The sequence below is a fragment of the Methyloceanibacter marginalis genome (assembly GCF_001723295.1).
Classification (GTDB): Bacteria; Pseudomonadota; Alphaproteobacteria; order Rhizobiales; family Methyloligellaceae; genus Methyloceanibacter; species Methyloceanibacter marginalis.
In genome coordinates this window covers 1-4,172 of the sequence record NZ_LPWD01000206.1, presented here as the reverse complement: position 1 = coordinate 4,172, position 4,172 = coordinate 1, and the positions used below count along the sequence as shown (strand labels likewise).

Below are 4,172 nucleotides of genomic sequence, written 5' to 3'. Positions count from 1 at the left end.
CGCCACCTCCTCGGCCAGCACCGCACGAACGTCGTCTTCCGTCAGGCCTGTCTCGTAGCGGCCCCCGGCGATCGCGCCGCGGATCCGCTCGGCCATCGCCACGCCGAGATCGGCTCTGATCAGCGCTTCTTCCAGCTCATCGAGCGTCTCCGCGTCGAGCTTCCGCTTGGTCAGCACGCCGGCGAGGTTTTCGGTGAGGGCGTTCGAGGTCCGCGACAGTCCCGACTTGAGCTGCGCAAACCAGCCGCCCGCACGGCGGGCTTTTGCTTTGTCAGGAGCGGGCGACATCGGTCCCGCCTCTTCCTCAGGCTGCTTGTCGGACTCACGCTCGTGTTTCTTGTTCGGCTCGGGCGCATCCGGAGGCGGCGCAGGCGGTGTGGATTCCGGACGCTTCGGGCTGGGCTCGTCTTTGTGATGCGGTTTTTTCGGTGCCGGAGCCGTCGGCCCCGCCTCTTCCTCCGGCTCGTCCGCATCGGCCGCGGTGACTCGTCTAAGACGCTCGAAGAACGATGCTCGCTTGCTTTCCGCCGTCATCGGACCTCCGCCAGCAGTGCTGCGCCGTCATTGCCCGAGACCACCGCATCGACCAGCGCGCCGCCCGCGGCAGAGCACGGATCGAGCCTGACCGGCGTGAAGTCCGGCGAACGGCCTTGGCTCTCGTTCTCCATGAGCACTTGGATGCGGCGTCCCTTGGCGTTCTGGAGATGAGCCGTCAGCGCAGCGGCACCCCTGGCGCGCAATTCGCCGGCGCGCCGTGAAATAACCGCGCCATGCACTTGCGGCATACGCGCGGCCGGCGTGCCTTCGCGCGCGGAGAACGGAAACACATGCAGGAAGGTGAGCCCGCAATCGTCCACCAAGGATAGGGAGTTCTCGAACATCGCCTCCGTTTCGGTGGGAAAGCCCGCGATGATATCGGCGCCGAACACGATGTCGGGGCGGGCGCGGCGCATGGCCTCGCAGAAGGAAACCGAGTCCGCGCGGGCATGCCGGCGCTTCATGCGCTTCAAGGTGAGATCGTCACCAGCCTGCAAGGACAGATGCAGATGCGGCATCAGCCGTTCTTCTTCGGCGATGGCCGCGATGAGATCCGCGTCCGCCTCGACGGAATCGATGGAGGAGAGACGAAGCCTCGGCAGTTCCGGCACGAGCTTTAGAACGGTGCGCGTCAGTCTGCCGAGGGTCATGGCGCCGGGCAGGTCCGCGCCATAGGCGGTGATGTCCACGCCCGTGAGCACGATCTCCGCATAGCCGTTCTCGACGAGCCGGCGCACCTGCGCCACCACCTCGCCCGCGGGCACCGACCTGGAGGGCCCGCGCCCGAACGGAATGATGCAGAACGTGCAACGATGATCGCAGCCGTTCTGGATCTGCACATAGGCGCGCGCGCGATTGCCGAAGCCCTCGATCAAATGGCCCGCGGTCTCGGTCACAGACATGATGTCGTTGACCGCGACCTTCTCGGTGTCGCCGATACCGAGGCCCTGATAGGTCTTTGCCTCGAGCTTTTCCTGGTTGCCGATGACCCGATCCACCTCGTCCATGCGGCCAGCGAAGCGGTCCGGGTCAATCTGCGCCGCGCAGCCGGTTACCACGATCTTGGCGCCGGGGCGGTCGCGGCGCGCCCGCCGAATAGCCTGCCGCGCCTGGCGCACCGCTTCGTTCGTCACCGCGCAGGTATTGACGATCACCGCGTCGGAGAGCCCGGCGGCGTTCGCATGCTCCCGCATGACCTCGGACTCGTAGGCGTTCAGCCTGCAGCCGAAGGTGATGATCTCAAGATCGGACATTTGGTCGGCTTCTAGCACGAAATCCCGAAAGGAGTCAGACCCCTGCGGGCGTCAAAAGTTCCGCCGGCAGGGTACCCTCGAAATCGAGCGCGAATGGCCCGGTCATCAACACGTGGCCGTCCGCCTCGCGCCACTCGATGACCAGATCGCCGCCTGGCAGCGTGGTCCTGACCGTCCGCCCGGTGAGCTCGCGGCGGATCGACGCAACAGCCGCGGCGCAGGCCGCCGTGCCGCAAGCTTGCGTCAGCCCCGCGCCCCGTTCCCAGGTCCGCACCTTCACATGATCGGGGCTCAGCACCTGAACCACCGAGATGTTTGCGCGCTCCGGGAACAGCGGGTGATGCTCCAGCATCGGCCCGATCCGGCCGAGGTCGACGGCCTCCACATCGTCCGACGAAGAAGACGCGTGCGGGTTGCCCACATTAACCACCGCGGGCGAATGAAGCACCGGCGCATCGATCGGTCCCGCCTGGAGCTCGATATGGCGCGTGTCGTGAAACGCCTCCGCGAGGGGAATCTCGTCCCAGCGAAGCCGCGGGACGCCCATGTCGATAGTGACCTGACCGTCCGCGCCGACATGCGCACCGAGCACCTGATTCTCGGTCTCGATGGTGACGTCGGCGCGTCCCCGTTCCTGGGCGACGACCGCAGCCACGCAGCGCGCCGCATTACCGCAGGCCGCCACCTCGCCGCCGTCGGCGTCCAGGATGCGCATGAACACGTCAGCTGCCTCCGAGGACTCGAGCACGATGAGCTGGTCGCAGCCGATGCCTTCCTTGCGGTCGGCGATGGCGCGCACCGCGTCCGCGCCAAGCACGAGCGCGCCCGTCCGCGCATCGACCACGACGAAATCGTTGCCGAGCCCGTTCATCTTGCGGAAGTGAAGAGCGTTCGCGTCCATGTCCAAAATCCAAAATCTGCCGTCTCTATAGCACCCGCGGGCCGGAAAACCTCTAGGCCGCCTGCTTTCGGCCTCGAATGCCCAGGAAGCCCAGCAGCGCCAGGACGGCAAACCCGGCGCCGGTCAGGAACGTCGCTTCGGGGGAGACGGCATCCCACAAAATCCCCGCCGCGACGCTTGCCAGCAGCGTGGCGAGGCCCGTGACCAGGCCAAACAGCCCAAAGGCCGTTCCGCGCAAGCGCGCCGGCGCGGCCTGCGCCACAAGCGCCGACAGCACGCCTTGGGTCAGCCCCATATGGAGCCCCCAGAGGCCGATGCCAAGGAAGATGGCGGCGAGCCCCTCGCCGAAGGCCAGAAGGACATCGGCCGCGATCAGCACGGCAAGCCCCGCGACCAGCAACGGTTTGGCCCCGAAGCGATCCTGAAGCCGGCCTGCCGGATAGGCGCTGACCGCGAACACAACGCTCATGACGGCGATCACCGCGGGCGCGAGCGCCAGAGCCAGCCCGAAATCGTAGGCGCGGATGACGAGGAAGGCCTCCGAGAACCGGGCAAGCGTGAACACCGCGCCGGCCGCCACCACAAACCAATAGAAGCGCCCGAGCGCGCCAACCTCGTGCAGCTTGATCGCCACGCGCCTTTCTTTCGTTGACGGTGCCGGCTCCTTCACGAAGACCAGGAGGATGACGACGGAGATCACCGCCGGGATGACCGCGAACCACAGCACGGCGCGGATATCGTCGTTCAGGAGCATCATGAGCCCGATCGCCAGCAGCGGGCCGACCGTCGCACCCACCGTGTCGAGCGACTGCCGCAAGCCCGACGCCGCACCCCGTTGCGCAGGCGGCGTGACGTCGGCGACGAGCGCGTCACGCGGTGCGCCGCGGACCCCCTTGCCGATCCGGTCGAGAAACCGCGCGGTGGCCACGACCCACACGGCCCCTGCCAGCGGGAACAGCGGCTTGGTGATCGCGGCAAGCCCATAACCCGCCACGGCGAGAGCTTTCCGCCGCTGGAGCGTGTCGGACAGCCAGCCCGAGAACACCCGCGCGATTTGGGCGGCTGCCTCGGCGGTGCCCTCCACCCAGCCGAGCACCGCGGCGCTGGCGCCAAGGCTGACCACCAAGAACAGCGGCAACAGCCCATGGATCAGCTCCGAGGAGACATCCATGAACAATGAGGTGAAGCCGAGCGCCCAGACCGTTCTCGGCAAATGCGCAGGGGATGTGGTCTTGGAACTCAAGGGCCAAGCGGGGTTCGAGGCGTTGCGAAGAATTCACTTATATGGCGTTCTCTCCTGTCATCGCATCCCTTGCGAAGGAGCCAGCCATGATTGCCGTTCCGCGCAACGATCCGGTCCACGGCCTGGTCCCGCATACGCTCGAGGAACCGCTTCGCGGCGCGGATGGCGGTCCCCTCGCCGGACTGAGCTTCATGGTGAAGGATCTTTTCGCGATCGAAGGGCGGAAGGTCTCGAACGG

4 protein-coding genes are annotated in these 4,172 nt (G+C 66.9%); all 4 read right to left on the bottom strand.

The genetic code is table 11. The annotated features are described in order from the left end of the window. Positions 1 to 534 (bottom strand): signal recognition particle receptor subunit alpha (locus tag AUC71_RS08440; RefSeq protein WP_193427027.1); only part of this gene is annotated, 534 nt, incomplete at its 3' end. Beyond that, complete coding sequence (gene mtaB / locus AUC71_RS08435; protein WP_069623912.1) at positions 531 to 1,790, bottom strand: tRNA (N(6)-L-threonylcarbamoyladenosine(37)-C(2))-methylthiotransferase MtaB; 1,260 nt, start codon at positions 1,788 to 1,790, stop codon at positions 531 to 533. The genes AUC71_RS08440 and mtaB, both read right to left, overlap by 4 nt. A gap of 34 nt (positions 1,791 to 1,824) precedes the next feature. Further along, positions 1,825 to 2,691: a diaminopimelate epimerase gene (gene dapF / locus AUC71_RS08430; protein ID WP_069623911.1), complete on the bottom strand. Its 867-nt coding sequence runs from the start codon at positions 2,689 to 2,691 to the stop codon at positions 1,825 to 1,827. A 52-nt stretch (positions 2,692 to 2,743) separates the two neighbouring features. Next, positions 2,744 to 3,934: an MFS transporter gene (locus tag AUC71_RS08425; RefSeq protein ID WP_069623910.1), complete on the bottom strand. Its 1,191-nt coding sequence runs from the start codon at positions 3,932 to 3,934 to the stop codon at positions 2,744 to 2,746. Positions 3,935 to 4,172 lie beyond the last annotated feature (238 nt).